Source organism: Hydrogenophaga sp. IBVHS1 (assembly GCF_002127265.1).
GTDB lineage: Bacteria > Pseudomonadota > Gammaproteobacteria > Burkholderiales > Burkholderiaceae_C > Hydrogenophaga.
Map to the genome: position 1 here is coordinate 163,596 of NZ_NFUU01000001.1, position 25,057 is coordinate 188,652.

Genomic DNA, 25,057 nt, shown 5'->3' on the forward strand with positions numbered 1-25,057 from the left:
GCCGCAACAGCCAAGGACATGGGCATGACCAGCACGATCTACGACAACCCCGACCACGAACTGCTGCGCGACCAGGTTGCGCGTTTTCTGGCACGCGAAGTGGAACCGCACGCCGCCGCCTGGGAAGAAACCGGCATGGTGCCGCGCGACGTGCTGCGCCGCATGGGGCAGGCTGGCCTGCTGGGCATTGCGTTTGAGGGCGAGTACGGTGGTGGCGAGGCCGACGCCATGACCAATCTGGTGTTTGCCGAGGCGCTTTCGCAGTCCACCTTCGCCGGCTTCATCATCACCGTGCTCGTGCACACCGACATGGCTGGCCCGCACCTGCACCACGCCGGTAATGCGGCGCAGAAGGCGAAGTACCTGAAGAAGGTGACTTCGGGCGAGATGATCACGGCGGTGGGCATCACCGAGCCCGGCGCGGGTTCTGATGTGGCGGGCATCCGCACCTCGGCGCGACAGGAAGGAAATGACTGGGTGCTCAACGGCACCAAGATGTTCATCACCAACGGCGTTCACGCCGACCTGTATTTCATCGCCGCCAAAACCGGCAGCGGGCGCCACGACATGACCATGTTCATCGTGGAGAAGGGCACGCCGGGTTTCTCGGTGGGCCGCGCGCTCAAGAAAACCGGCTGGCTCTCCAGCGACACAGCGGAACTCGTACTGGACAACGTGCGGGTTCCGCAGGAGAACGTGCTGGGTGACGTGGGCAAGGGCTTCTATTCGGTGATGAAGAACTTCCAGACCGAGCGCATCGCCCTGGGCGCCATGGCCATCGGCCACTGCACACAGGCCTTGCAGATCACGCTGGACTACGTGCGCCAGCGTCAGGCCTTCGGTGCCACGCTGTGGGACAAGCAGACCATCCGTCAGCGCATCTCGATGCTCGACGCCAAGGTGCGCGCGGCGCGCCAGTTCATGTACCACTGCGCCTGGAGCGTCTCGCAGGGCAAGGACATCGTGCAGGAGGTGTCCATGCTGAAGGCGCTCACCGGCGAGCTCGTGAACGAGGTGGTGCAGACCTGCCAGCAGTTTCACGGCGGCATGGGTTTCATCCGCGAAACGGCGATTGAACGCCTGTGGCGGGATGCGCGCGTGCTCGCCATTGGCGGTGGCGCCACCGAGGTGATGCTGGAAGAAGTGGCCAAGAGGTATTGAGGAACACCATGAGCAATGTGATCGATGTGACCCGCCCCACGCCGCACGTGGCGCGCGTGTGGCTGAACCGCCCCGACGTGCGCAACGCCTTCAACGACGACGTGATCGCTGCGCTCACGGCCACTTTTGAAGGTCTGGCCAGGGATGAAGACCTGCGCGTGGTGGTGCTCGGCGCGCACGGCAAGGCCTTCTGTGCCGGTGCCGACCTGAACTGGATGAAGACCATGGCAGGCTACGACTGGGACCAGAACCGCGCCGACGCGCAGAAGCTGGCCGACATGCTCTGGACGCTGGACCAGTGCCCGGTGCCGGTGATTGGCCGCATTCAGGGCGACTGTTATGCCGGCGGCATGGGGCTGGCGGCCATCTGCGATGTGCTGGTGGCGGTGGAGGGCGCGACCTTCTGCCTGTCGGAAGCGCGCCTGGGCCTGCTGCCCGCCACCATCAGTCCCTATGTGGCACGCGCCATGGGCGCACAGGCCTCGCGCCGCTACATGGTCACGGCCGAGCGCTTCAGCGCCGCGCGCGCCCATGCGCTGGGCTTCGTGCACGAACTCACCAGCGCTGAGGCGCTGGACGAAAAAGTCGATGAACTCGTTCGCACGCTGGTGGCCAACGGCTCCAAAGCCTCCCGCGAATGCAAGCGGCTGGTGCGAGACGTGGTGGGTGTGCCCATCACCGAAGCCCTGCGCGCCGAGACGGCACGCCGCATTGCCGATGTGCGCGCCAGCGACGAAGGCCGCGAAGGCCTGCAGTCGTTCCTGAACAAGCGCGCGCCCGCCTGGCTGCCGGCCGACTGAGGCACCGCCGCAGGTTCACGACCATGGCCGACTGGTTCTCCACCCTGGGTACCCCTGAACTGCTGGCGCTGGCCGGCGCACTCGGCTGGGCCAGTGGCTTCCGCCTGTATGCGGTGGTGTTTCTGGTGGGCGCGGCAGGCGCGCTGGGCTGGATGGACCTGCCCACGGGGCTGCAAGTGCTGCAGCACCCGGCGCTGCTTGGTGCAAGCGGCTTCATGCTGTTCGTCGAGTTCTTCGCCGACAAGATTCCGGTGGTCGACTCGCTCTGGGACATGGTCAACAGCGTGGTGCGCATCCCTGCTGGCGCCGCGCTGGCCGCCGGCGTGTTCGGGGCCGACGGCGGCGCCATGGCGTTGGCCGCGGCGCTGCTCGGTGGCTCGCTGGCCGCCACCAGCCAGGCCGCCAAAACCACCACGCGTGCGGCCATCAACAGCTCGCCAGAACCTTTTTCCAACGTCGCCATGAGCCTGGTCGAAGACGGGCTGGTGGTCGGTGCCGTCTGGCTCGCGACCAACAACCCCGTCGTCTTCATCGTCCTGCTGGTCATCACCGTGGTGCTGATGTGGATCGTCACCTGGATGCTTTTCAAGTTCCTGCGCGCGGTGTTTCGCCGTGCGCGCTCCTTCTTCACCGCCCCCGCCTAGGAAGTTTCCATGTTCACCAAGATCCTCATTGCGAACCGTGGCGAGATCGCCTGCCGTGTCGCCGCCAGTGCGCGCCGCCTGGGCGTGAAAACCGTGGCCGTGTATTCCGATGCCGACGCCAGCGCCAAACACGTGGCCGCCTGCGATGAATCCGTGCACATCGGGGGCTCCGCGCCCAAGGACAGTTACCTGCAGTGGGAGCGCATCATCGCCGCCGCGCAGGCCACGGGTGCCCAGGCCATCCACCCCGGGTATGGCTTCCTGAGCGAGAACCAGGCCTTTGCCGACGCCTGCGTGAAGGTGGGCCTGGTCTTCATTGGCCCGCCTTCTTCGGCCATCGAGGCGATGGGCCTGAAGGCCGAATCGAAACGCCTGATGGAGAAGGCGGGCGTGCCACTGGTGCCGGGCTACCACGGCGCCGACCAGGACCCGGCCTTGCTGCAACGCGAGGCCGATGGCATCGGCTATCCGGCGCTCATCAAGGCCAGTGCGGGCGGTGGTGGCAAGGGCATGCGCGTGGTGGAAAAGAGCGAGGATTTCGCCGCTGCGCTCGCCAGCTGCCAGCGCGAGGCGCGCAACAGCTTCGGCAGTGACGCGGTGCTGATCGAGAAGTACGTGCAGCGTCCGCGCCACATTGAGATCCAGGTGTTTGGCGACACGCAGGGGAACTGCGTGTACTTGTTCGAGCGCGATTGCTCGGTGCAGCGGCGCCACCAGAAGGTGCTGGAAGAAGCCCCCGCGCCCGGCATGACACCCGAACTGCGCGCGCGCATGGGCGCCGCAGCCGTGGCGGCCGCGCAGGCGGTGAACTATGTGGGCGCCGGCACGGTGGAGTTCATCGTGGAGCAGCCCGAGGGTTACGCCCACCCTGAAGCCATGCGCTTCTATTTCATGGAAATGAACACGCGCCTGCAGGTGGAGCACCCGGTGACCGAAGCCATCACCGGCCTGGACCTCGTGGAGTGGCAACTGCGCGTGGCCAGCGGCGAGCCGTTGCCGTTGCGGCAGGATGAACTGCGCATTCAGGGCCACGCGATCGAGGCGCGCATCTGCGCCGAGACACCAGACAACAACTTTCTTCCCGCCACCGGCACCCTCACGGTCTATCGCAAGCCGGCCTGCACCGCCTTCGAACGTGGTGTGGTGCGGGTCGACGATGGCGTGCGCGAGGGCGACACCATCAGCCCGTTTTACGACTCCATGGTGGCCAAACTGATCGTGCACGGTGCCACGCGCGAAGAAGCGCTGGCGCGCATGGACGCCGCCCTGGCCGAAACCCGCATCGTTGGCCTGTCCACCAATGTGCAGTTCCTGCGCCACGTGGTGGGCAGCCGCGCGTTTGCGCAGGCCGAGCTCGACACCGCACTGATCCCGCGCGAAGCTGCGGTGCTGTTCCACCAGGACAAGGTAGGCCGACCGCTGGCCGTGGCCGCTGCAGTGGCGCAGACCCTGCTGGCCGAGCGCGCGAACGAAACGGTTGACCCGTTTTCTCGCCGCGACGGCTGGCGGCCCCACGGCATCACCGTGCGCCGCTTCGACTTCGAGTACCAGGGAGAATCCCTGCTGGCGCACCTGAGCTACCTGCACGACGGGGCGTTGCAACTCGTGGTGGGAGAGGTGAGTGGCCTGCTGGCCTTCGACGCATTGCCGACCGAAACCGGCACCCGCATGGACCTGCGCTTCAACGGCCAGCGCCAGACCGTGCAGACCTGGCAGGTGGACGAGAACGTGCACGTTTTCTGCGCACTCGGCGCCACGCAGATCGTGGAGATCGACGCGCTGGCCCATGCGGGCGAGGCCGCTGCCGAAGGCGGGCGCCTCACCGCACCCATGCCCGGCAAGGTGGTGTCGTTCTCGGTCAAGGCGGGCGACGTGGTGAAGAAGGGCCAGGCGCTGGCGGTGATGGAGGCGATGAAGATGGAGCACACCATCGCTGCGCCGGTCGACGGCACCGTAGCCGAGCTGCTCTACGCGCCGGGCGACCAGGTGAACGAAGGCGCCGAGCTGCTGAAGCTGGCCACCGCGTGACAGTGCGTCCGCGCCTGCTTCGGTAAGCTCGCCGCATGCACATCACCTTTTGTTGCGCCGACACCCGCCCCGAGCCCTGGCTGGAGGGCCTGCGTGCGGCGCTGCCTGGCGCTACCGTGAGCGAGTGGCGGCCGGGTGCTGCGCAGGCAGACCACGCCGTGGTGTGGTCGCCCCCCCAACAATTTCTGGACGAGCAACCCGGCCTCAAAGGTCTCTTCAACATCGGTGCCGGTGTTGACGCACTGCTCAAGCTGAAGCTGCCGCCAGCGGCGAAGGTCGTGCGGCTGGACGACGCCGGCATGTCGGTGCAGATGGCCGAGTACGTGTGCCATGCGGTGATTCGCCACTTCCGCGAGTTCGACGGTTACGAAGCCGATATGGGCGCAGGCCGCTGGTCGTTTCGCAAACCGAGGACGCGCGCCGACTTCGCTGTAGGCGTGATGGGCCTGGGGGTTCTTGGCCAGCGCGTGGCGAAGGCGCTGCGGCATTTCGAGTTCCCGGTGCACGGCTGGAGCCGCAGCGCGAAAGCGGTGGAAGGTGTGCATTGCCATGCGGGCGCCGATCAGTTCGACGGCTTCCTGAGCGCCTGCCGTGTGCTGGTGAACCTGCTGCCGCTCACCCCCGACACGCGCGACATCCTCAACCGCCGCACCCTTTCGCGCCTTCAACCGGGCGGCTACCTCATCAACGTGGCGCGCGGCGCCCACCTGGTGGACGAAGACCTCATTGCCCTGCTGGACGAGGGCCATCTGGCCGGCGCCACACTCGACGTGTTCCGCACCGAGCCACTGCCCGCCGAGCATGGTTTCTGGAAACACCCGAAAATCACGCTCACGCCGCACACTTCGGCGCGCACGCTGCGCGATGAAAGCATCGCGCAGATCGCCGGCAAGATCCTCGCCTTGGAGCGGGGCGAACCGGTGGCCGGCGTCGTGGATCCTGTGCGCGGCTATTGATCCCTTTCCAAGAGAATTCCATGAAGCTCCCCTCCCGCGTCAAACTCGTCGAAGTCGGCCCGCGCGATGGCCTGCAGAACGAGAAGCAGCCGGTGCCCGCGGCCATCAAGATCGAGCTGGTGCACCGCCTACAGGCCGCCGGTCTGAAAGAGATCGAAGTCACCAGTTACGTGAGCCCGAAATGGGTGCCGCAGATGGCCGACAACCACGAGGTCATGGGCGGCATCCAGCGCCAGAGCGGCATTCGCTATTCGGTGCTCACGCCCAACCTCAAGGGTTTTGAAGCCGCGGTGCTCGACAAGCCCGACGAGATCGTGGTGTTCGGCGCGGCCAGCGAAGCCTTCAGCCAGAAGAACATCAACTGCTCCATCGCCGAGAGCATCGAGCGATTCGCGCCGGTGGTGCAGGCCGCGCTTGCCGCCGGCATTGCGGTGCGGGGCGCCATGAGCTGCACCGTGGGCTGCCCGTATGAAGGCGAAATTGCGCCGGAGCGCGTGGGCTACCTCGCCGGTCTCATGAAGGGCATCGGCGTTCAGCGCGTGGACGTGGCCGACACCATCGGCGTGGGCACGCCACGCAAGGTGCAGGCCGCGCTGGAGGTCACGCTCCAGCATTTCGGCATTGACGACGTGTCGGGCCATTTCCACGACACCTACGGCCAGGCGCTCTCCAACACCCTGGCAGCGCTGGAGATGGGCATCTGGAATTTCCAGTCTTCCGTGGCCGGTCTGGGCGGTTGCCCGTACGCCAAGGGCGCCACCGGCAACGTGGCCACCGAAGACGTGGTCTATCTGCTGCACGGCATGAACATCGACACCGGTATCGACCTCGATGCGCTGGTGGACGCAGGTGCGTACATCAGCGAACAACTGGGCCGCCCGAGCGGTTCGCGGGTGGCGCGCGCCCTGCTGGCCAAGCGCGCCGGCTGAAGGAAAGAACCCCATGGACCTGCAAGTCTGGATGGCGTACTTCGTGGCTTCATGGGCCATCGCGCTCTCGCCCGGCTCGGGTGCGGTGTTGTCGATGACGCACGGCCTCGCCTACGGCGTGAAGAAGACCGGCGCCACCATTGCCGGGCTGCAACTGGGTCTGAGTGTGATCCTGCTGGTGGCCGGTGTGGGCGTGGGTGCGCTGCTGCTGGCGTCGGCCACCGCGTTCACGGTGGTGAAGTTCGCGGGCGCGGGCTACCTGCTGTGGCTGGGCTGGAAACAATGGCGCTCCCCCGTGGGCGCTGCCGTGGAACAAGGGGCCGCCCCGGCTGCCCCGGTCGGGTTGCCTTCGGCGCGCCAGCGTTTCGTCACCGGCTTCTTCACCAACGTCACCAACCCCAAGGGCATCGTCTTCATGGTGGCGGTGCTGCCGCAGTTTCTCGATCCAGCGCGAGCACTCTGGCTGCAGCTGCTGATCCTGCTGCTGACCACCATCGTGGTGGACCTGGTGGTGATGCACGGTTACGCCTTTCTGGCCTCGCGCATGCAGCGCTGGCTGGCTACCGCTCGCGCACGCCGGGCGCAGAACCGCGTGTTCGGCGGTGTGCTCATGGCCATGGGCGCCAGCCTGCTCCTGGTCAAGCGAGCGGCCTGACCATGTGCGGCGCCGAACTCCATTCCCTGCCCGAATCCGTGCAACGCGTGGCCCGCGCGCTGCAGGACGCCAACCATCCGCATGCGCCCGTGATGCTCGACGACGCCGCGCGCACCGCGCAGCAGGCGGCCGATGCGCTGGGTGTGGCGGTGGGTCAGATTGCCAAGAGCATCGTGTTCCGCCGCAAGGGCGACGACGCCGCGGTGCTGGTGGTCACCTCGGGCGATCTGCGCGTGGACGAGAAGAAGGTGCAGGCGCTGGTGTGCGCCGATGGCAGCAAGCTCGGTCGGGCCGACGCCGATTTTGTCAAGGACCGTACCGGCTTCTCCATTGGTGGCGTCTCGCCCCTGGGTCATCTGATCCCACCGGTGACCCTGATCGACCAACAGCTCTTTCGCTTCACCGAGATCTGGGCCGCTGCGGGCCATCCGCACGCGGTGTTTCGTCTGACGCCCCAGGCCCTGCAGTTGCTCACTGCCGCACCCGTGTGCGACGTCACGGTGCTGAGTACATGATTCCCACGCCGGTCGTCTCCCTCAAGGCCGCGCGCCGTCGCTCCGGCCTGGCGCCTGGGGTGCCTTCGCCCTGCATCTCGATCTGCAAGTTGGACCCCGACAACGGCTGGTGCCAGGGCTGCTTTCGCACGCTCGATGAAATTGCCGCGTGGAGCCGCGCGGCCGACGCCGACAAACTCGTGGTGTGGCAGCGCATCGAAGCGCGGCAGGGCCTCGCACCCTGAGTCCTGGAGCACACCATGGCCTTCCCTCTGCGAGACATCAGCTTTTACTACGACCCGATCTCGCCCTACGCCTACCTGGCTTTCGAGCGGCTGCCCGAGGCGCTCATGGGTCACAGCGTACTGGTGCGTTACAAGCCGGTGCTGTTCGCTGCGCTGCTGAAGGCGCATGGCCAGCTGGGTCCCGCAGAAATTCCGGCCAAGCGAGACTGGACCTACCGGCAGGTGAGCTGGCTTGGCCATCATCACGGCGTGCCGCTGGAACTGCCGTCGGTACACCCCTTCAACCCGCTGCCCTTGCTGCGCCTGGGTCTGGCTTGCGCCAGCGACGAGGCGCCGGGTGAAACCAGCCGCTATGTCGCTGAACAACTGTTTCACCACGTGTGGCATGGCGGTCTCGACGCATCGGACCCGCAACGCCTGGCCAACTTGCAGGCCCTGCTGCAGGATCACATGGCCCAGCGCCAGAAACCCTGGCACGCGCCCGACAGTGAAGTCGTCAAGCAGCGGCTGCGTGCCAGCACCGACGAAGCGCTCGCGCTCGGTCTCTTCGGCGTGCCATCCATGGTGGTGAATGGCCGAGTGTTCTGGGGTCAGGACGCGCTGCCGATCCTGCGCTCCTGTCTGGACGGCAACACCTGGTTCGATGAGAGCTGGGATGCCGTGGCGCAACGGCCTGAAGGCGTGCGACGCACGTAGTCAGGCGCCATCTGCCTGGCGTCTTCATGCGTCGGCTCGTGGCTGTTTCTTGATGTCTGGTGACTTAGCTCACCTGAATCGATCTGTCTTCCTATCCTTAAGTCCAGCTAATGCAGGGACGCCTCGCCTCTCGAAGGCATTGCCGAAAGGCAAGCGCCGAAGTCAGGTTCTGGTGGCGGATCGTCGACACTCAAAAGGAAACTAGATGCGCTTTCAATCTATCGACGCTGGCTTGCCGCCGGAGCACGCCACCGAACAGGGCTTGAACAGCACGCAGACCGTGGTGTCTGCCAGAGACGCTCAAAAACTGCTCCGCATGCCGGGCGCGAAATCGATCCGGCAGGGCGCCACCTTGATCGTGGTGGATGCGCAAGGCACCCAATACATCGTCAAGGAATTTGAGGCAAACGTCTCTGCGTCAGACCCTGAGGCCGCCTTGGACGAAGAAGACGAACTGTCGGACCACGAGCTGCCAGAGTCCACATCGGAAGATGGTCAAGTGATCGTGGTCAGCGCAAGCGATGTTTCCGCCACTGTGGCGGAAGTCCAGCTGGCACAGGCGCCCGCGGAGGGCGCACCGTCCGAAAAGCCGTCCGAGGAGCAGAACTGCAAAGACAAGGACGACAAGAAAGCCTCCGATGGTGGTGTTGACGAAGAAGAAGACGACGACGCATGCCTGTTGCTGTGGGGTTCGCATTGGGGCCTGGGCCTGGGCTTGGGCGTGATGGGTGTTGGACTGGTTGCATCGGCAGGAGGTGGCGGTGGGAGCACTGGCGGGGGTACAGCTCCCCCCCCACCCAGCGCACCTGAACTGCCTGCGGTGGCGCTGGGTTTTGTGATCAACGGTCAGGCAGCGGGCGACTACAGCGGCTATTCGGTCTCTGCAGCGGGCGACGTCAACGGAGACGGTCTGGCGGATCTGATCGTGGGCGCGGCCGATGGCGATCCAGCGATGGGGGACGAGGCGGGGCGCAGCTACGTGGTGTTTGGCAAGGCCGGCGGCGTGGCGGTGGAGCTGTCGGACATTGCCAACGGCGTGGGCGGTTTCGTGATCAACGGTCAGGCAGGGGAAGACTACAGCGGCTATTCAGTCTCTGCCGCAGGCGACGTCAACGGAGACGGTCTGGCCGATCTGATCGTGGGCGCGCCCGACAGCGATCCCGCGACGGGGGACCAGGCCGGGCGCAGCTACGTGGTGTTCGGCAAGGCCGACGGCACAGCGGTGGAGTTGTCGGACATTGACGCTGGCTCGGGCGGTTTTGTGATCAACGGTGAGGCAGAGGACGACTACAACGGCTTTTCCGTCTCGGCAGCGGGCGACGTCAACGGAGACGGTCTGGCCGATCTGATCGTGGGCGCGCACAAAAGCGATCCCGCAACGGGGGATCAGGCCGGTCGCAGCTACGTGGTGTTCGGCAAGGCCGGTGGCACGGCGGTGGATCTGTCGGACATTGCCAGCGGGTTGGGCGGCTTCGTGATCAACGGTGAGGCAGACGACGACCACAGCGGCTATTCAGTTTCCGCAGCGGGCGACGTCAACGGAGACGGCCTGGCCGATGTGGTCGTGGGCGCGCACGAAAGTGACACGGCTGCGGGCGCAAATGCAGGGCGCAGCTATGTGGTGTTCGGCAAGGCCGACGGCACGGCGGTGGAGCTGTCGGACATTGCCAGCGGCTCGGGCGGCTTCGTGATCAACGGCCAGGCAGAGTACGACTACAGCGGCATTTCAGTCTCTTCTGCCGGCGACGTCAACGGAGACGGTCTGGCCGACCTGATCGTGGGCGCGTCCGAGGGCGACCCGGCGACGGGGGACCAGGCTGGGCGCAGCTATGTGGTGTTCGGCAAGGCCGGCGGCACGGCGGTGGAGCTGTCGGATATTGACGCTGGCCTGGGTGGCTTCGTCATCAATGGTCAGGCAGAGTACGACCACAGCGGCATTTCAGTCTCTTCAGCCGGCGACGTCAACGGCGACGGTCTGGCTGATCTGATCGTGGGCGCGTCCGACGGCGATCCGGCGACGGGGGACCAGGCCGGGCGCAGCTACGTGGTGTTTGGCAAGGCCGGCGGCATGGCGGTGGAGCTGTCGGACATTGCCAGCGGCTCGGGCGGCTTCGTGATCGACGGCCAGGCAGGGGAAGACGGCAGTGGCATTTCAGTCTCCGCAGCGGGAGACGTCAACGCAGACGGTCTGGCCGATCTGATCGTGGGCGCGTCCGACGCCGATCCGGCATCCGGGTCCGAGGCCGGGCGCAGCTACGTGGTGTTCGGCAAGGCCGACGGCACGCCCGTGAACCTGGGCGACGTGGCTGTGGGTGGTGATGCCGCTCTGGCGATTGACTTCACCGGTGACAGCGATCCGAACAGCTGGGCCGGCACCGCTGCCAGCGAAATTGCTCTGGGCGGCCAAGGTGACGACACGCTGGTGGGCAACGGCGGCGCCGATGTGCTGTACGGCGGCGCAGGCCGCGACACGCTGGTGCTCAACGCCGACAACATCGCCAGACTCTCCCTGGGCCTGACTGATGGGCGGTTGTCACGGGTGGACGGCGGTGGGGGCATCGACACGCTGGCCATCGATGGCGACAGCGTGACGCTGGACCTGAGCGTCATCGCCAACCAGGCCGCAGGCGACCTCCATACCGGCAGCCGCATTGCCAGCATCGAAAAAATCGACCTCACCGGCAGCGGCAACAACACGCTGATCCTGACGGTGGGCGACGTGCTCGACATGGCCGGCATGAACCTGTTCAACACCGGCAACGGCTGGAGCAACATCACGGGCAGTGCGCTGGGCGCCAGCGTGCAGCGCCACCAGCTGGTGGTCGATGGCGATGCGGGCGATGTGGTGAGCAGCCTTGAAGCGGCAGGCAGCAACACGGGAGAACTCGCTGGGCGCAGCTACGTGGTGTTCGGCAAGGCCGACGGCACGGCGGTGGAGTTGTCGGACATTGACGCTGGCTCGGGCGGCTTTGTGATCAACGGCCAGGATTTGAATGACCGCAGCGGCATTTCAGTCTCTTCAGCGGGCGATGTCAACGGAGACGGTCTGGCCGATCTGATCGTGGGGGCGCACGAAAGTGACCCGGCAGCGGGTTCAGCTGCCGGGCGCAGCTACGTGGTGTTCGGCAAGACCGACGGCACGGCGGTGGAACTCTCGAACATTGACGCTGGCGTGGGAGGCTTTGTGATCAATGGCCAGGCATCGCTTGATCGCAGCGGTTATTCGGTCTCGTCACCGTGAGCAGCGACGGGCAAACCTATGCGGTTTACAACAGCACGGCAGGCACGCTGGCGCAGATGCTGGTGGATGTGGACATCACCCGAACAGGCGTGGTCATGTGAGAATTTGGGCAGCCGCCCGCGGCTGCCCAAACTCTCCACGCTGGCAAGCAGCCGGGGCAGTGTCGGCGGCCAGAGCCGGGTCACCGATTGGGCGGAGGGGCTGGGGAGGCCGAGTTCATGCAAACTCGAGCCTGTTCAATACCCCCGTACGCCACTTCGCCGAACCCATGAACGCCGTGATCCCCATTCGCTCGCTCAACGCACCTCAGGGCCGAGGTCGCCCACGCCACACCCCCAAGGGACGCCAGGTGCAACCCCTTGCACTGGCGCGGGTCGAGGCCCTGTGCATGGGGTTGTCACCACGTGCCGACCTGCTGATCGAACACCTGCACCGCCTGCAGGACGGCGAGGGCGCCTTGCGCCACGGTCACCTGGCCGCGCTGGCCGAACGGCTGCGCCTGAGCCAGGTGGAGGTGTTCGAAGTGGCGAGCTTCTACCACCACTTCGAGATCGTGGACGACGACACCGCCGTGCCCGACACCGTGGTGCGGGTGTGCACCAGTCTGTCTTGCGCCATGGCCGGTGGTGAAACCTTGCTGGCCGATCTGCGCACGGCTTTGGCGGGCGATGCCAGCCTGCGGGTGCAGGAGGCCCCCTGCATCGGCCAGTGCCATGTGGCGCCAGCGGCCTGTGTGGGACAGCGGCAGTTGCCCCAGGCCAGTGTGGCCGGCGTTCAACAGCTGCTTGCGCGTGGCGAGACCCGGCCGCGTGAGCTGACCGACCCAGCGCCTTCCGGCTTCCCGCAACTGCGGCGCTTACTCGCTGGCGAGATCGTTGGTGACCAGGTGCTTGCCGAACTCAAGGCGTCGAACCTGCGTGGCCTGGGTGGCGCCGGTTTTCCGGCCTGGCGAAAGTGGGAAACGGTGCGTGCACAACCCGGCCCGCGCAACATGGTGGTGAACATCGACGAAGGCGAGGTCGGCACGTTCAAGGACTGGCAGGTGCTGAGCAGCACGCAGGCCGGCGCACCGCAGATGCTCGAAGGCCTGCTGATTGCCGCACAGGTGGTTGGCGTGGATCGCGTGTGGATCTACCTGCGGGACGAGTACCACGACGTGCGCGAACTGCTCACGCGCGAACTGCGCCGGCTCGACGCCACCCTGCTCATGCTGGCGGCCGAGCACCCCGGCTACACGCCCCCGGTCATCGAACTGCGGCGCGGCGCGGGTGCCTACATCTGCGGCGAAGAATCGGCGCTGATTGAATCGGTGGAGGGCAAGCGCGGGCTGCCGCGCCTGAAGCCGCCCATCGTCGCGATGCACGGCGTCTTCGGCCGGCCCACGCTGGCCCACAACCCCGAGACGCTGTGGTGGATTTCGACGATTGTGGAGAAGGGTGGCGCCTGGCTGGCCGGCCAGGGGCGGCGCGAGCGCAACGGGCTGCGACGTTTCTCGGTGTCGGGCCGTGTGAAGAAACCCGGCGTTCACCTGGCGCCCGCCGGCATCACCTTGCGCGAGCTGGTGGAGGAGTTTGCGGGCGGCATGGCCGAAGGCCACGAGCTGTACGCGTACCTGCCTGGCGGCGCATCGGGCGGCATCCTGCCTGCGTCGCTGGCCGATGTGCCGCTCGATTTCGACACGCTGTTCGAGCACGGCAGCTTCATCGGCTCGATGGCCGTGGTGGTGTTGAGCCAGCAGGACAGGGCGCGCGATGCCGCGCAGAACCTGATGCAGTTTTTCGAGCACGAATCCTGCGGCCAGTGCACGCCGTGCCGCTCGGGCACCAGCAAGGCGGTACAACTCATGCAGGCCCCTGTATGGGACGCGCCCCTGCTCGGCGAACTCTCGCAGGTGATGCGCGACGCCAGCATCTGCGGCCTTGGCCAGGCGGCACCCAACCCGGTGGACAGCGTGCTGCGGTTCTTTGCGCACGAAGTGAATGGAGAGAATGCGGCATGAAAACCAATGACCTGCCCAAAGACGCGACTCCGATTGCCTTCACGCTCGATGGCCGCTTGGTGGAAGCCGCACCGGGCGAGACCATCCTGAAAGCCGCGCAGCGCATGGGCGTGGAAATTCCTCACCTGTGCCATATGGACGGCCTGCGCAGCCCTGGCAACTGCCGCGCCTGCGTGGTGGAGATCGAAGGCGAGCGCGTGCTGGCGCCTTCGTGCTGCCGCGCGCCCACGCCGGGCATGGTGGTGCAGGTGGCGAGCACACGCGCCACGGTGGCGCGCAAGACGGTGCTGGAGTTGTTGCTGGCCGACGCACCGGGCACCAGCGAACTCAAGTTCGACAGCGAGCTGACGCAATGGGCCGACAGCGTGGGCGCGCAGTCCGGGCGTTTCCCGCAGCGCCTGCCAGCCACGCAGGACTTGAGTCATCCGGCCATGGCGGTGAACCTCGACGCCTGCATCCAGTGCACTCGCTGCATCCGCGCCTGCCGCGAGACGCAGGGCAACGACGTGCTGGGGCTTGCGTTTCGCGGTGGTCACGCGCAGATCGTTTTCGACCAGAACGATGCGCTCGGTGAGAGCACCTGCGTGGCCTGCGGTGAGTGCGTGCAGGCTTGCCCCACGGGGGCGATCGCGCCGGCCAATGGTGCCTACCAGAAGCCTTCGCAGCAACAGGTGGACTCGGTGTGTCCGTATTGCGGCGTGGGCTGCCAGCTCACCTACCACGTGAGCGACGGAAAGATCCAGCACGTCGAGGGCATCGCCGGGCCAGCCAACGAGGGGCGCCTGTGCGTGAAGGGTCGCTTTGGCTTCGATTACGCACACAGCCCCGAGCGGCTCACACGCCCGTTGATCCGCCGCGCCGATGCGCCGAAAGACCCGCTCTCGATCGAGCGCCGCAACTGGCGCGAGCTGTTCCGCGAAGCCAGCTGGGACGAAGCGCTGGACGCCGCCGCAGCGGGCTTTCAGCGCGCCATGGCCAGCACCCCAGCGCGCGGGCGCCAGGGCCCGGTGGCGGGCTTCGGCTCGGCCAAGGGCACGAACGAAGAGGCCTACCTGTTCCAGAAGCTGATCCGCACCGCTTTCGCCACGCACAACGTCGACCACTGCACGCGCCTGTGCCATGCATCGAGCGTGGCCGCGCTCATGGAGGGCCTGGGCTCAGCTGTGGTCACCAACCCGCTGCGCGACGTGCAGCACGCCGACTTCGTGCTGCTGATCGGCGCCAACCCGGCCCAGAACCACCCGGTGGGCGCGAGCTGGATCAAGAACGCCACGCGGCGTGGCATGAAGCTGGTGCTGGCCGATCCGCGCCGCACCGAGCTGGCGCGCCATGCATGGAAGCACCTGGGCTTCCAGCCCGGCAGCGATGTGGCTCTGCTCAACGCGCTGCTGCACACCATCGTGTTTGAAGGCCTCACCGATCCGGCCTACATCGAGGCGCACACACTGGATTTCGCGCAACTGAAGGCGCACCTGATTGATTTTTCGCCCGAAGCGATGGCACCGGTCTGCGGCATCGACGCGCCCACGCTGCGCGAGGTGGCGCGCGCCTACGCCACGGCCAAGAACAGCATGATCCTCTGGGGCATGGGCATCAGCCAGCACACGCACGGCACCGACAACGCGCGCTGCCTCATTGCCCTCTCGCTCATCACCGGCCAGATCGGCCGCCCGGGCACCGGCCTGCACCCGCTGCGCGGGCAGAACAACGTGCAGGGTGCGAGCGACGCGGGCCTGATCCCCATGGTGCTGCCCGACTACCAGAAGGTGGGCGACCCGCAGGCACGCGCGAACGCCGAACGGTTGTGGAACCTGGCTCCCGGCACGCTGATCGGCGAGGCCGGCCTCACGGTGGTGGAGATCATCGACGCAGCGCACCGCCGAGAGATCCGCGCCATGCTGATCCAGGGTGAAAACCCGGCCATGAGCGACCCCGATGCAGCGCACGCCCGCGAAGCGCTGGCGGGGCTGGACCACCTGGTGGTGCAGGACATCTTCCTGACTGAAACCGCCAGCCTGGCCGACGTGGTGTTGCCCGCCACCGCCTGGCCCGAGAAGACCGGCAGCGTCACCAACACCGACCGCTGCGTGCAGCTCGGCCGCAAGGCAGTGCCTGCGCCGGGCGAGGCCCGTGCCGACGCGTGGATCACCGAGCAGCTTGCGCGCCGCCTCGGCCTCGCATGGGCGTACGACGTGGCGCCCGACGGCACCGCCGACGACCATGCCGGCTTGGGCATTGGTGCCGTGTTCGAGGAAATGCGCGCGCTCATGCCCAGCATCGCGGGCCTGTCCTGGGCCAGGTTGCGGCGCGAAGGTGCGGTGACGTATCCGGTAACCAGCGAAGACGAGCCAGGGCGTTCGGTGGTGTTCACCGACGGATTCCCCACCGACAGCGGCCGCGCGCGCCTGGTGGGTGCGGGTGTCACACCGCCAGCCGAGGTGCCCGATGCCGAGTTCCCCATGGTGCTCATCACGGGTCGCCAGCTCGAACACTGGCACACCGGCAGCATGACGCGGCGCAGCGAGGTGCTCGATGCGCTGGAACCTGGCCCGGTGGTCAGCCTGAATCCCGCCACCGCCCAGCGCCTGGGCCTGAGCGCTGGCGCGCTGGCGCGGGTGCGGTCGCGAAGAGGGCAGGTGGCGCTGGCGGTGCGGGTTGACGACGCGATGCCGCTGAATGCCGCCTTCATTCCCTTCGCCTACGCCGAAGCCGCCGCCAACCTGCTCACCAACCCGGCGCTGGACCCGGTGGGAAAAATCGCCGAACTGAAGTACTGCGCCGTTGAGGTGAGTGCCGACAAGGCATTGGTTTGAGGTGGCGCAAGCCCGCTTGAACTTGGGTCGTTAAGATGGACTCGCACCTTATCGGGTGCGAAGTTCCTGAAGACAACCAGACTCAAGGAGATTTGCCATGTTCAAGAAAATCCTTCTGCCCACCGACGGCTCCAGCCTCGCCGCGCTGGCCACGCGCACCGCAGTGCAATTGGCCAAAAGCCAGAACGCGCAGATTGTGGGTGTGTACGTGATCGACCCGTTCCCCTACATCGGCATCGGCGACGCATCGGCCGTGGGCCTTCAGGCCTACCTGACCGAAGCCAAGAGCGCGGCCGGCCAGGCACTCGACGCCGTCAAGCTGGCCTGCGCCGCCGAGGGCGTGTCCTTCGCGGGTGACACGATCGAGCGCAATGTGGTCTACGAAGGCATCATCGAAACGGCCGACGCCGAAGGCTGCGATCTCATCGTCATGGGCTCGCACGGCCGCCAGGGCGTCAAGGCGCTGATCCTGGGCAGCGTCGCGCAGAAAGTGCTCACGCACTCGAAGATGCCCGTGTTGATCGTCAAGTCGTAGCGGTCACCGGCGGAATTTTCCGCTGGCGTCGATGATCGACAGGTCGGCGAAATCCAGGCCCGTGTGGCTGTTCGGGCCGTAGCTCACGGTAAGGCCCCCCAGGTCGTAGTTGCGCAGGCCTTCCAGCGCATCGCGCAAGCTGCCTGGGGTGGCGCCGGGACCTGCGCGCTTCAGCCCCTCGGTCAACACCTTGGCGGCTGCATAGCCCTCCATCATCGCGGGAGACACCCCGGGCAACCCCTTGGCTTTGGCGAACTCCTGCGCTTCCTTGATGAGCGGGTAAGCCACCGAGCGCTCGTTCGGAAACACCTGCGTCACGATCACGCCGCGAGCGTGCTCGCCCAGCAGCTTGATGAACCCGTCGGACGCATTGTTCGACAGCGTGACCACCTGCGCCCGCGAACCGGCGGAGCGGATCGCCTTCACCGCATTGGCGGTGTTGCCGGCCGAAGCGATCACCAGCACCGCCTGCGCATTGCTCTCGTTGACGCGCTTGGCCAGATCGGTGAAGTCTGGTTTGTCGCGAGGCGACTTCTCGTGCACCACCGGCTTCTGGTTGACCTTGGCAAAGCCCTTGAGCGCGCCGGCGGCGGAGTCGGCGCCAAACGAATCGTCGGTCTCGATCATGGCAATGCGTGTGATGCCGATGCTCGCCAGGTGCTCCACCGCTTTGGCGGCCTCGCGCTGGTAGGTGGCCCGCACGTTGAACACCCACGGATGCACCGGCTCGTGCAGCACCATGGCGCCCGTGCTCGGGCCCACCAGCGGTACCTTCAGCTCGGTCAGCACTGGCAGCAGCGCCTGCGAATGCGGTGTACCCCGGTTCAGGAACAGCGCCAGCACGCGTTGCCTGGTGACCAGTTCGCGCGCCACCTCTACCGTCACCTTGGGGTCGAACTTGTCGTCCACAGTGATGAGCTCGATCTTCTGGCCGTTCACGCCACCGCGCGCATTGATGGTGTCGAAGTACAACTTCGCACCCTCGTGGTTTTCCTTCACGCCGGCCGCCACCGAGCCGGTGAAGCCTGAAGGCATGCCGATGCGCAGCTGGGCCCAGGCGGGGGCGGTAAAGGTGATCAGGCCGGCGAGGCCGAGGAGGGCGAAGGTCTTCTTGAGGTGCATATGGTTCTTTTTCATAGGGGGAGGTCTCCGGAGGTGGCCTGAGTCTAGGCAGCGCCCCGAGGTAAGAAATTGTGGATATGACGTACCGCGACGCGGCTTTGTCACACCCCTCCGTAGAATGTTCGGCTCCCCATCTGGAGCCCCTGCATGTCCGACGCCTTCCTGCCCGCTGAGCTGTCTGCGGCCGCGATTTCAACCGCTTCTCCCGCCGACGGGATCGAGCAATCGATGGAAGGCGGTTCCGGGCTGATCCGCATCCGCGGCGCGCGCCAGCACAACCTGAAAAACCTCGATCTGGACATCCGCACCGGCGAACTCACCGTGGTCACCGGGCCGAGCGGTTCGGGCAAGTCCAGTCTCGTGTTCGACACCCTTTTCGCCGAGGGCCAGCGGCGGTACGTGGAGACCTTCAGCGCCTACGCGCGGCAGTTCCTGGACCGCATGGACAAGCCGGCGGTGGACCGGGTGGAAGGCGTCCCCCCGGCCATCGCCATCGACCAGACCAACCCGGTGCGCAGCTCGCGCTCCACGGTCGGCACCATGACCGAGCTCAACGACCACCTGAAGCTGCTGTTTGCGCGCGGCGCCGACCTGTTCGACCGCGAAACCGGTGCGCCCGTGCGCCACGACTCGCCCGAATCCATCTTCGCTGAGCTGCAGGCGCGCGCCGCTGCAGCGGGGGATCCGCGGCTGGTGGTCACCTTTCCGGTTGAGCTGCCGGTCAGCACCACGCCCGAAGAGGTCGAACAGTGGCTTTCGGCCAGTGGCTACACGCGTGTGCAGGCCGAGCGCACGGTGCAGCGTGAAGCTGCAGCCGAGCCTGAGGCCAAGGGCAAGAAGAAGGCAAAGCCGGTCATTGAAGCGGTGAAACTGCTCGACGTGGTGGCCGACCGTTTTCGCATGAGCACCACCGAGCCCGTACGCGTGATGGAGGCCATCGAGGTGGGCTTGAAGCGCGGCGGCGGCAAGCTGATGGTCTATGCGCTGAAATTGGAATCTGACCCCCATTCCGGGGAGCCCGACATCTGGCGGTTTTCGACGGGCCTGCATTGCCCGGAGAGCGACATTCGCTACGCCGAGCCCACGCCTTCCATGTTTTCTTTCAATTCCGCCGTGGGCGCCTGCGAGGCCTGCCGGGGGTTCGGGCGGGTGATCGGGGTGGACTACGGGCTGGTCATTCCGAACGACAAGCTCACGCTGCGCGCTGGCGCCATCAAGGTGTTCCAGACGCCGGCCTGGAAGGAGTGCCAGGACGACATGATGCGGCACGCCGAGGCGGCCGGCATTCCGCGCGACACGCCCTGGGCCAAGCTCACACCCGAGCAGCAGCAGTGGGTGAAGGGCGGCTCACCGCAGTGGAACGGCAAGTGGAACCAGCAGTGGTATGGCGTGGACCGGTTCTTCGTGTACCTGGAGAGCAAGGCCTACAAGATGCACATCAGGGTGCTGCTCTCCAAATACCGAAGCTACACCGAGTGCCCCAGCTGCCGCGGCGCGCGCCTGAAAAACGACAGCCTGCTCTGGCGCATCGGCACCAGGGCGCAGGCCGATGCGGTGCTGCCTGCAGACAAGCGTTACATGCCGCAGGGCGTGAAGTGGAGCCGGGCGCAGCTGGAAGCGTTGCCGGGTCTGTGCCTGCACGACCTGATGCTGATGCCACTGGACCGGCTGCGCACCTTCTTCAGCACGCTCGACGAGGCGCTGCCGCCCGCTGGCTCAGACGCCTCCGGCCAGGCCCAGGCATTGCGCCTGCTGCTCGACGAGATCAACACCCGCGTGCGCTACCTCTGCGAGGTCGGCATCGGTTACCTCACGCTCGACCGCCAGAGCCGCACGCTGTCTGGCGGGGAGGTGCAGCGCATCAACCTCACCACCGCGCTGGGCACTTCGCTGGTGAACACGCTGTTTGTGCTCGATGAACCCAGCATCGGCCTGCACCCGCGCGACATGGCGCGCATCGTCGACGCCATGCTGCGCCTGCGCGACGCGGGCAACACGCTGGTGGTGGTGGAGCACGACCCGGCGGTCATGCTCGCGGCCGACCGGCTGATCGACATGGGCCCGGGCCCCGGTGAGCGCGGCGGCGAGATCGTGTTCGACGGCACGCCCGAAGCGATTCGCACGGCCGACACGCTCACCGGCGCCTACCTGGGCTCACGCAAGACTGTGGGCATGGGCTTCAAGCGCATGGTCACCGACAACACGCCGCGCCTCATCCTGGAAGGTGCGCGCGAACACAACCTGAAGAATGTGTCGGTCGAGTTTCCGCTGCAGCGCATGGTGGTGGTCACCGGCGTGTCGGGCTCGGGCAAGTCCAGCCTCATTCAAGATGTGCTCGCACCCGCGCTGCTGCGCCACTTCGGCAAGTCCACCGACAGCCCCGGCGCACACGACCGTCTGCTGGGTGCCGACCATCTCTCAGAGGTTGTGTTCGTCGATCAGTCGCCCATCGGCAAGACGGCGCGCTCCAACCCGGTGAGCTACGTGGGCGCGTGGGACGCCATCCGCGCGCTGTTCGCCGACGCGCCGCTCGCGCGCCAGCGCAGCTACACACCGGCCAAGTTCAGCTTCAACAGCGGCGACGGGCGCTGCCCCACCTGCGGCGGCTCGGGCTTCGAGCATGTGGAAATGCAGTTTCTGAGCGACGTGTACCTGCGTTGCCCGGACTGCGACGGCAAGCGCTACCGGCCCGAGATTCTGGAAGTGAAGATCGAACGCGCAGGGCGGCATTTCAATGTGGCCGACGTGCTGGACCGCACCGTGAGCGAAGCCGCCGCCCTGTTCGCCAGTGACCGCGAAGTCATCCGCGCGTTGCAGCCCATCGTGGACGTGGGCCTGGAATACGTGAAGCTCGGCCAGCCCGTGCCCACGCTCTCGGGCGGCGAAGCGCAGCGCCTGAAGCTCGCCGGTTTCCTGGCCGAAGCCGCGAAGTCTGCCAGCGCGAGCCGCCAGCCGCTCTCGCGCAAGGGCACGCTGTTCCTGTTCGACGAACCCACCACCGGCCTGCACTTCGACGACATCGCCAAGCTCATGCGCTCGCTGCGCAAACTGCTCGATGCCGGCCATTCGCTGGTGGTGATCGAGCACAACCTGGACGTGATCCGCGCGGCCGACTGGCTGATCGACCTCGGCCCGGAGGGCGGCGACGCAGGCGGCCTGGTGGTGGCCGAAGGCCCGCCTGAGGTCATGCGCGAGCACCCCACCAGCCACACCGCGAAGGCCCTGCGCGATTACGCACTCTCCATGGGCGAGGTGCACGAGGTCAACGAACCCGGTGTCGGGCATCGATACCGCGCCGCAGTTCGACCCCGTCGCAAGCCGCGCCATTCCAACGCAATTCAGATCGTCAACGCCAAGGAACACAACCTGAAGAACCTGAGCGTGGACATCCCGCGCGGCAAGTTCAATGTGATCTCCGGTGTCTCCGGTTCGGGCAAGAGCACGCTGGCGTTCGACATCCTCTTCAACGAAGGCCAGCGCCGCTACCTGGAAAGCCTGAACGCCTACGCGCGCAGCATCGTGCAGCCGGCCGGGCGGCCTGAGGTGGACGCGGTGTATGGCATTCCGCCCACCGTGGCGATCGAGCAGCGGCTCTCGCGCGGCGGGCGCAAGAGCACGGTGGGCACCACCACCGAGGTGTGGCATTTCCTGCGCCTGCTCTACGTGAAGCTCGGCACGCAGCACTGCGTGCACGACGGGGCGGCGGTGATGCCGCAAAGCGCCGACAGCATCGCGGCGGCCATCCTTTCGCGCTACAAGGGCAAGCACATTGGCCTGCTGGCGCCGCTGGTGGTCAACCGCAAAGGGGTCTACACCGAGCTGGCCGACTGGGCGCGTCCGCGAGGGCACACCCATCTGCGCGTGGACGGCGAGTTCCTGCCCACCACCGGCTTCCCGCGCATCGACCGTTTCAAGGAACACACCATCGAGCTGCCGGTGGCCGACTTCGTGGTCAGCGCCGACCACGAGGCCGCGCTGCGCCAGCAACTCAACAAAGCGTTGGAGATCGGCAAGGGCGTGGTGCATGTGCTCACGCCGCTGGACGGCCTGGCGCAGGCGCTGGCTGAAGGCGCGTCCACGCGCGAGCTCGGCAAGCTGGAGGTGTTCTCCACCACACGCGCCTGCCCGGTCTGCGCCACCAGCTACCCCGAACTTGACCCGCGCCTTTTCTCCTACAACAGCAAGCATGGCTGGTGCCCCGATTGCGTGGGCACCGGCGTGGCGCTCTCGCGCGACCAGCGCAAGGTGCTCGACGACTCGGTGCGCGACGACAAGGAACGCGGACGAGAACAGAGTTTTGCCGAACCCGAGGTGGAAGACATCGTGGACCAGGCCTGCCCCACCTGCGAGGGCACGCGACTGAACGCACAGGCGCGCGCGGTTCGATTCGCTGGGGTGGGCATCACCGACGTGGCGCGGCTCGCGGTGGGTGATGTGCGCCTTTGGGTGAAAGGGTTGCTGAAGGACACAGGCATGAGTCAGCGCGAATCCGACATCGCCCGCGACCTGCTGCCCGAAATCGAAAGCCGCCTCGCGTTTCTTGAAGAAGTGGGCCTGAACTACCTCACGCTGGACCGGGGCGCGCCCACGCTGTCCGGCGGCGAAGCCCAGCGCATCCGCCTGGCCGCGCAGCTCGGCAGCAACCTGCAAGGGGTGTGCTACGTGCTGGACGAACCCACCATCGGCCTGCACGCGCGCGACAACGCCATCTTGCTCAATGCGCTGCACAAACTCGGCGAGCAAGGCAACACGCTGGTGGTGGTCGAGCACGACGAAGACACCATCCGCCGCGCCGACCACATCATCGACATTGGCCCCAGCGCGGGCAAACGCGGTGGGCGTGTGGTGGCGCAGGGCTCGGTGGCCGATCTGTCGGCGAACTCGGAGTCGGTGACAGGGCGCTATCTGCTGCATGCGATGAAGCACCCGCTGCAGGCGAGGCGCCCGGTCTTGCCAGCGAGTGCCACCGATCACTGGCTCCAGGTGAAAGCAGCCCAGCTGCACAACCTGAACCAGCTCGACGCGTCCGTGCCACTGCAGCGCCTGGTCGTCATCACCGGCGTCTCGGGATCGGGAAAGTCCACGCTGGCGCGCGACGTGTTGCTGACCAACGTGGCCACCGCCGTGAGCCAGCGAAGCACCTTTGCCGGGCGCACTGCCTGGGACAAAGGGCAGCGCCCCACGTGGACCGGTTGCGAAAAGCTGCTGGGCACCGAAGTGGTGGACCGCGTGCTCGAAGTCGATCAGACGCCCATAGGCAAGACGCCGCGCAGCTGCCCAGCCACCTACATCGGCTTCTGGGACACGGTGCGCAAGCTGTTTGCCGACACGCTCGAAGCCAAGGCGCGCGGCTACGCCCCGGGGCGTTTCAGCTTCAATACCGGCGAAGGTCGTTGCCCCGGCTGCGAAGGGCAGGGCATGCGCACGATCGAGATGAGCTTCCTGCCCGACGTGAAGGTGCCGTGCGAGGTCTGCCACGGCGCGCGCTTCAACCCCGAGACGCTGGCCGTGACGTGGAAGGGCAAGAGCATCGGGGATGTGCTGCGAATGGAGGTGGACGAGGCGGTCGAGTTCTTCGCTTCCATGCCCAACATCGCGCACCCCTTGCAACTGCTGAAGGATGTGGGGCTGGGCTACCTCACGCTGGGCCAGCCCAGCCCCACGCTGTCGGGCGGCGAAGCGCAGCGCATCAAACTGGTGACCGAACTCAGCAAGGTGCGTGACGACGTGACGCGTCGCGGGCAGAAGGCCCCGCACACGCTGTATGTGCTGGACGAACCCACGGTGGGCCTGCACATGGCCGACGTGGAAAAACTCATCCGCGTGCTGCACCGCCTGGTGGATGGCGGCCACAGCGTGGTGGTGATCGAGCACGACCTGGACGTGATGGCCGAGGCCGACTGGATCATCGACCTGGGTCCAGAAGGCGGGGCGGGCGGTGGCCGCATCGTGGCCGCTGCACCGCCCGATGAAGTGGTGCGGCTGGACACGCATACGGGGCGTGTGCTGGGGCCGGTGCTGGCGCGGGTGTGATCGCTTGACCCAGCACCAGGTCATCCACATTCAGGCCGAGGCGCCGGCCAAGCCGGCGCTGGGTACCCCGTGCAACGGATGCGGCGTGTGCTGCCTCTCGGAGCCTTGCCCATTGGGTCGGGTGATCTCGCGCAGGCGCCTGGGGGCCTGCGATGCGTTGCGGTGGGATGGTGAAGGAAAGATCTACCGCTGCGGCGCACTCGTGGACACCGAAGCGGTGCTGGGCCCGCGCTGGCGCTGGGCGGCGCCCGTGGTGCGGCGGCTGGCCCGGCGCTGGATCGCCGCTGGTGTGGGCTGCGACGCCACGCTGGAAGCCCGTCGGCTCTAACGCAGCATCGCCCAGATCACACCCGCGGCCAGTGCCACGGCTACCCACAGCAGCAGGCGAGTGCGCACACGCAGCAGTTCCACGGCGCTGACCAGCCGCGCGTTCTGTTCGGCCAGCTCGGTCAGGGTCTGCGCCATCTGCTCCTGAACCACGGACTGCTGGTCGATCAGCTGACGCGCTTCCACCAGCCGGTTTTTCAGTTCACCCAGGCTCGGCGGCGCCTGGCCCAGGTCCAGCGGGTCGGCGCGGGGTACCGGGGGCAGCGGCGTCTTCTGCCGGTCCATCAGTTTGCGGGCGGCGTTCAGCACCTTGGGCGCGTGTTCGATCACGTCGCCCCAGGGAATCACTTTCAGGGCCAGCAGCCAGGGAAGGGCCATG

General features: G+C 66.7%; 18 protein-coding genes. 16 read left to right on the forward strand and 2 right to left on the reverse strand.

Annotated elements, in window-relative coordinates:
* Positions 1–24: 24 nt before the first annotated feature.
* From CAP37_RS00810 to CAP37_RS00875, 14 genes are all read left to right on the forward strand, one after another.
* Entirely contained in the window at positions 25–1,161 is a 1,137-nt protein-coding gene (locus CAP37_RS00810) for an acyl-CoA dehydrogenase family protein (protein WP_086122409.1), read from the forward strand.
* Positions 1,162–1,169: 8 nt separating this feature from the next.
* Positions 1,170–1,961, forward strand: coding sequence for an enoyl-CoA hydratase/isomerase family protein (locus tag CAP37_RS00815; protein WP_086122410.1), 792 nt, complete (start codon positions 1,170–1,172; stop codon positions 1,959–1,961).
* Between the two features lie 23 nt (positions 1,962–1,984).
* Entirely contained in the window at positions 1,985–2,605 is a 621-nt protein-coding gene (locus tag CAP37_RS00820; protein WP_086122411.1) for a DUF4126 domain-containing protein, read from the forward strand.
* Positions 2,606–2,614: 9 nt separating this feature from the next.
* Positions 2,615–4,633: an acetyl/propionyl/methylcrotonyl-CoA carboxylase subunit alpha gene (locus tag CAP37_RS00825; RefSeq protein WP_086122412.1), complete on the forward strand. Its 2,019-nt coding sequence runs from the start codon at positions 2,615–2,617 to the stop codon at positions 4,631–4,633.
* A gap of 35 nt (positions 4,634–4,668) precedes the next feature.
* Positions 4,669–5,589, forward strand: a complete 921-nt coding sequence (locus CAP37_RS00830) for a glyoxylate/hydroxypyruvate reductase A (protein WP_086122413.1) — start codon at positions 4,669–4,671, stop codon at positions 5,587–5,589.
* Positions 5,590–5,609: 20 nt separating this feature from the next.
* A complete protein-coding gene (locus CAP37_RS00835) occupies positions 5,610–6,518 on the forward strand; it encodes a hydroxymethylglutaryl-CoA lyase (RefSeq protein WP_086122414.1) in 909 nt (302 codons plus the stop codon).
* Positions 6,519–6,531: 13 nt separating this feature from the next.
* Positions 6,532–7,173, forward strand: a complete 642-nt coding sequence (locus CAP37_RS00840; protein WP_086122415.1) for a LysE family transporter — start codon at positions 6,532–6,534, stop codon at positions 7,171–7,173.
* Positions 7,174–7,175: 2 nt separating this feature from the next.
* Positions 7,176–7,688, forward strand: a complete 513-nt coding sequence (locus tag CAP37_RS00845; protein WP_086122416.1) for a YbaK/EbsC family protein — start codon at positions 7,176–7,178, stop codon at positions 7,686–7,688.
* Complete coding sequence (locus CAP37_RS00850; RefSeq protein WP_086122417.1) at positions 7,685–7,912, forward strand: DUF1289 domain-containing protein; 228 nt, start codon at positions 7,685–7,687, stop codon at positions 7,910–7,912. The genes CAP37_RS00845 and CAP37_RS00850 overlap by 4 nt, the downstream gene beginning before the upstream one ends.
* Before the next feature lie 27 nt (positions 7,913–7,939).
* Complete coding sequence (locus CAP37_RS00855; protein ID WP_086124755.1) at positions 7,940–8,608, forward strand: 2-hydroxychromene-2-carboxylate isomerase; 669 nt, start codon at positions 7,940–7,942, stop codon at positions 8,606–8,608.
* A gap of 205 nt (positions 8,609–8,813) precedes the next feature.
* Complete coding sequence (locus tag CAP37_RS21635) at positions 8,814–11,849, forward strand: S-layer family protein (RefSeq protein ID WP_086122418.1); 3,036 nt, start codon at positions 8,814–8,816, stop codon at positions 11,847–11,849.
* A gap of 268 nt (positions 11,850–12,117) precedes the next feature.
* On the forward strand, positions 12,118–13,848 hold the full coding sequence (locus tag CAP37_RS00865; protein WP_086122419.1) for an NADH-ubiquinone oxidoreductase-F iron-sulfur binding region domain-containing protein: 1,731 nt from the start codon (positions 12,118–12,120) through the stop codon (positions 13,846–13,848).
* The gene (locus CAP37_RS00870) at positions 13,845–16,661 is read left to right on the forward strand and encodes a molybdopterin-dependent oxidoreductase (protein WP_086122420.1); all 2,817 of its coding nucleotides are present in this window, start codon (positions 13,845–13,847) and stop codon (positions 16,659–16,661) included. Before CAP37_RS00865 ends, CAP37_RS00870 begins: the two co-directional genes overlap by 4 nt.
* A gap of 97 nt (positions 16,662–16,758) precedes the next feature.
* Entirely contained in the window at positions 16,759–17,196 is a 438-nt protein-coding gene (locus CAP37_RS00875; RefSeq protein WP_086122421.1) for a universal stress protein, read from the forward strand.
* A gap of 3 nt (positions 17,197–17,199) precedes the next feature.
* Here the strand turns inward: CAP37_RS00875 and CAP37_RS00880 are convergent, their stop codons facing one another.
* Positions 17,200–18,333, reverse strand: a complete 1,134-nt coding sequence (locus tag CAP37_RS00880) for an ABC transporter substrate-binding protein (RefSeq protein ID WP_256926844.1) — start codon at positions 18,331–18,333, stop codon at positions 17,200–17,202.
* 213 nt (positions 18,334–18,546) lie between these two features.
* Here CAP37_RS00880 and uvrA point away from each other — a divergent pair, with 213 nt between their 5' ends.
* Together uvrA and CAP37_RS00890 are read left to right on the forward strand one after the other, a co-directional pair.
* A complete protein-coding gene (uvrA, locus tag CAP37_RS00885) occupies positions 18,547–24,351 on the forward strand; it encodes an excinuclease ABC subunit UvrA (protein WP_086124756.1) in 5,805 nt (1,934 codons plus the stop codon).
* A 4-nt stretch (positions 24,352–24,355) separates the two neighbouring features.
* Positions 24,356–24,679: a hypothetical protein gene (locus tag CAP37_RS00890; RefSeq protein ID WP_086122423.1), complete on the forward strand. Its 324-nt coding sequence runs from the start codon at positions 24,356–24,358 to the stop codon at positions 24,677–24,679.
* Here CAP37_RS00890 and CAP37_RS00895 read toward each other — a convergent pair.
* Complete coding sequence (locus tag CAP37_RS00895) at positions 24,676–25,056, reverse strand: hypothetical protein (RefSeq protein ID WP_086122424.1); 381 nt, start codon at positions 25,054–25,056, stop codon at positions 24,676–24,678. The two genes, CAP37_RS00890 and CAP37_RS00895, sit on opposite strands and share 4 nt — an antisense overlap.
* Position 25,057 lies beyond the last annotated feature (1 nt).